2 protein-coding genes are annotated in these 4,793 nt (G+C 48.6%); both read right to left on the reverse strand.

Features of this window, described 5'->3' with window-relative positions:
* The coding region (locus B088_RS08430) for a RagB/SusD family nutrient uptake outer membrane protein (protein WP_162138008.1) at positions 1 to 1,155 on the reverse strand (1,155 nt) is incomplete at its 3' end.
* A gap of 66 nt (positions 1,156 to 1,221) precedes the next feature.
* Entirely contained in the window at positions 1,222 to 4,236 is a 3,015-nt protein-coding gene (locus B088_RS07925) for a SusC/RagA family TonB-linked outer membrane protein (RefSeq protein WP_025081984.1), read from the reverse strand.
* Positions 4,237 to 4,793: the final 557 nt, after the last annotated feature.

The following is a 4,793-nucleotide window of genomic DNA, read 5'->3' on the forward strand; positions in this document are numbered from 1 at the left end:
GTTATAGGCAGCCTCAGCGGCAATCAGATACTGCTCAGCAATACGGAAAACCTTGGGAGCATGCATAGAGTTTGGCACATAGCCGTTCCAGAATGTAAAGCCAGGGTTAACCGTAGCAGCATACTTGGGATTTCCCTTACGCTTAGAGACCACGTAGAACTCGTAGAAATTATCCTTGATGTTACAAATCTGCTTCTCAAAGTAAACAGACTTACGCAGATCCTTGTCCTCATACAGATCGAGGATGGTCTGAGTCGGCAGATAAGAGGGATTATTAACACCCTTCGAACCATCAGGCCTCTTAGCCTTAGTAGATTGGCCGAAATAGGGATTAATCCACGTAGTCTCATCGGGACGAGATACAAAAAGCGTCAGGATCTCCTCAGAAGAGTTATCGTAGACCCACATATTGACAAACTTGCTCTCATCAGGAGCTACCAGAGGATAACGGCCTGAGTCAATAAGCTTTTTAGCAGCCTTATATGCACCGTCCCAGTCACTCATGTATAGTCTGGTACGAGCCTCAAGAGCCGTCACTGCATCTACAGTCACCTCGTCAGACATAGATTTGCCCTGGCGAGCTGCCAGCAGGGTCTTAGCCTTCGCTATGTCCACGTTGAAGATCTGATTATAGATAGCTTCATTAGTGGCACGAGTAGGACGTTCCGTATAATTCACCTTCAAAATCAGGGGAACACAAAGATCTGAAGCTGCGGTGGAAGCCTTGTATGGCGTACCGTAGCGCAGAGCAAGATTAGCATACATGTAGGCACGCATAAAATGAAGCGTTCCCAGAGCGAGGTTATAGGACTTTTCCTCACCCTTAGCAGGCTCGATCGAGGGAGCGGCCTCCATTACCTCATTCACGGCACCGATACCCTGGTAATATCCGATCCAGACATCACGACGATCGTAATCTGCGGTCGTTACTCCGTCCCAGTTCAAGCTACCAGCGTAGTGATTTGCCTGCTCAATCGTCGTAGACAACTGATCTGCCTGGAGATCCTGGACGATCTCGTAGATGTCGCCCTGCATGCCTCTGAAGCGACTCATCACCGAGATCTCGCGACGATTTATGTCGGTAACGTTCACCAGAGAGCCGTCCTTGGACGTAACATTCTTAGGATTTCTAGTCAGATCACACGAAGAGACCATCCCGAGCGTCAGCCCTATAGCGAGTGTTATGATTATTTTTTTCATAATTCAATAGTGATTATCCGATTAGAAACTTGCTTCGAGACCAACAACAAATTGTTTTGTATTCGGATTGGTGTGGAAAGAAAGATTAGAGTTAACCTCCGGGTCAATTCCCTCAAAATTGGTCACTGTCCAAAGGTTTCTGGCACTACCATAGATCTTAAGACCTGTAAGTACGTTTTGGCGAGCGAGGAGATCCTTCTGGAACTGATAGCCAATGGTGAGGTTCTTGAGACGCATAAATGATGCATCAGAGAGAAGGCTGCTATCAAACTGAGTAGCGTTACCTACGGCAAACTGATAGTCCATAGAAGGGAACTTAGCAACATCTCCCTTCTGCTTCCAATAATTAGCGCTCTCCTTATCGGTATTGTTAGAGTCAAAAATCACAGGGTTCTTAGTGAAGAATGCCTCATTAGCAATCATCCACTTATTGAGGACGAAGGCAAAGTCGGCCTGGATAGAGAAGCCTCTCCAATGTCCACCGATACCAAAGCCACCGTTCCAATCGGGATAGCGCGGCTTGCCCGTATTTTGCTCCAGTAGGGCCTCGTCAAAGTCTGAGGTCAGCTGAGAGTCGTCCATATGATTAATCTTCTTGATCGGCTGACCTTTCTCGTCCATCTGGGGGAGATACCATCTGGGCAGACCAGTGTCGGGATCAACATCCTTGTAGACCGGGTACACAAACGATACCGGCTGCCCTACGATGTAGCCGTACCCGTATCCGGGGAGGATCCAGCTATCACGACCCTGGAAGAGCTCAAGGACCTTATCCTTATTGTAGTTTACATTGACATAGGCACTCAGTCCATAATCCTCTCCACGAAGGATATCGCCCTTTACAGTCAGGTCAAAACCACGATTCTGATACTTTCCGACATTTGACATAATGGAAGCGAATCCCATGCCATCAACAAGGAGACCGGAAGTATAAGGCTGAGGAACTGCCATCAGCATATTACGAGTGAGTCTATTGTAGACCTCAAAATTGATATGCAATCTATCAAAGAGATCTGCAGTCACTCCAAAGGTTGCCTGATCCTGAGACTCCCATGTCAAATCGGGATTACCGGCATTGTCGATTCCCCATCCGGCTACACCCTTGTACTGTCCACTCTTACGCACGGTAGGAAGCGCCTGGTAATTGCCAATATCAGCGTTACCCTGGGTACCATAGGAGAGACGGAAGTCTAAGCCATCGACCCAGCTGACATCCTCAAGGAAGGACTCTTTCTTGGCCTTCCAGAGAAGACCGGCAGACCAGAAGGTAGCGCTCCGGTGATTGGCACCAAATCGTGAGCAGGCATCGTTACGAAGTACGAGATCAACGAAGTATTTGCTATCGTAATCGTATGAGAACTGACCGAAGAATGAGAGGAAAGCATACTCTGAGAATTTCTCATCCACAGCCTTCTCCTTCGTGGCGTGGGCAAGAAGTGACAGACGATCGTCTGTAAGACCTGCACCAAATGCACTGAAGAAGTTATAGCTATTAGCAATATACTCCTGACCTACAAGCGTGATGAAGTGATTGACGTCATTAATGCTGAACTTATACTCTGCCACATTATTTGTGGTAAAAGTAATGTCACGGGAGAACTGCTTGGAGTTGGTACCATTTCCTGCCAGAGGTATCCAGGATGGCTTACGGAGTCGATCACGAGTATAGTCAGAAAGCTCTACTCCTGCCTGAGACCTGATCTGGAAACCATTAAAGGGAGTTATTGTGAGATTGCCGACAAGGTTCACATAGAGCGTCTTATCTCTAGGCGTGTCCTTGCTCATATTGTACTTGGGGTTATAAGCTCCCAAGAAAGGAATAGGCTCATCCCAATACTCTGATCCATCCTCCTTGTACGGAGTCACAAAGGGAGGATTGATAAGAGTTGCAAGAGATGCGTACGTCTCGCCTGGACCAAAGGAATTAGGGCTGACGCTAGCATTATCATAAGAGATACTAGACTTCATACCGAGCTTAATAGCGTCGTTAAGGGTGCTATTAAGATTCAGACGCATATTCATCTTCGAGTACCTTGACCCTGCACGAATACCCTTCTGATCAAGGTAACCCATAGAGAGGTAGTAGTTCGTCTTGGCAGATCCGCCGGAAATAGCAATATCGCCCTGCATCATTGGGGCATCCTGGTAGTAGAACTTCCACCACTGGGTATCATTGCCAGCGAACTTCTCACGAAGACCATCTACTGACTTCTTGCTCCAGAGCCCAGACTCCTCCCAGAAGTTAAAGAGCTCCTCGCTATTCATCATCCGGTTATAGTAGCCTACGTTAGCAAGCTGAGAGACACCATACTGACCACGGACGGTAATAGTTGCACGCTCTGCCATTCTACCCTTCTTAGAGGTGATGTAGATGACACCATTGGCAGCACGTGCTCCGTAGATTGAGGTTGCCGCCGCATCCTTCAGGAACTGCATACTCTCAAAGTCATTAGGATTCATCGACTGGATCATCCCTGATGACACAGGCATACCATCGAGAATGTAGAGAGGAGCAGATCCGGCACCTAAGGATCCTGTTCCGTGGAACTTTACAGAGGCTTGCTCACTCGGCTCACCGGATGAGGTCAGCACCTGTACACCGGAGACCTTACCCTGGACGGCATCCATAATGTTGGCAGTCGGTTTCTCTTGGAGGTCTTTAGAGTTGACCTTCACGACTGACGCAGAGGTATTAGCGACGGCACGTGTACCGTAACCGATCACAACCACCTCGTCGAGGAGCTCGTTGTCGGGGACCATCTTGATGGTGAGCTGTGCGGCTGCCTTGACCTCCTGGGTCGTGTAGCCGACGTAGGAGACGATAATGGTGGCTCCCTGATTGACGGTCAGCGTGAAGTGACCATCCATGTCAGTGGAAGCACCATTGGTCGCCACACCCTTCTCGCGGACCGTGGCACCGATGATCGACTGACCGGTCTCGTCGAGGACGGTACCCTTGACGGTCAGCTTCTGAGCAAAGGCGCAACTGATCGATAGCAGAAGGAATGCTAGCAATAGTTCGATTTTCCTTTTCATACTTGCTATTGAAGATTAGTTTTTATACCCGGCATGGGCGCCTCGCACCCGCCGGTTGGTTTGAAAGTAATTAAAAGTGTCCTAAGTCATACCGCCCTCGCCCGGAATAGTCTCAGTCTGCTCCTCGGGAGGACTCGCTCTCCCGCTCTCATGGAGCCGATACCACTGACCATCCAGTCACAATGTTAAAGTTTTCCAACGAATATTCCCAATCAGTTTGGCTCGAAATGGTGAAGAAACCTGATTTTAACATATCAGAGGACGGGTTTCCCGCATTTTGACAAGCGTAGGTTACAATTTGATGACATCCCATTAGAATAGTCCTTAAGTAAAGCGCCCCAAACAACGAAAATACTTTAAGGAAAAGGGCTGAGGATTAAGGGACCGTCCGCCGTCCGACAAGATAGCGTACAGGGGGGGCATACAGCGAGGACAGCATATCTAATAGCAGGGGTGATGCATTTGAGCCTTAAAGCAAAGAAGTGATAATCCCTGTCGCTGTGCAATCCTGTCGACTGATCCCAGCCCTGCTGCTACCGCATGCCGATCCCGCAGGG

The sequence above is a fragment of the Porphyromonas bennonis DSM 23058 = JCM 16335 genome (assembly GCF_000375645.1).
Taxonomy (GTDB): domain Bacteria; phylum Bacteroidota; class Bacteroidia; order Bacteroidales; family Porphyromonadaceae; genus Porphyromonas_A; species Porphyromonas_A bennonis.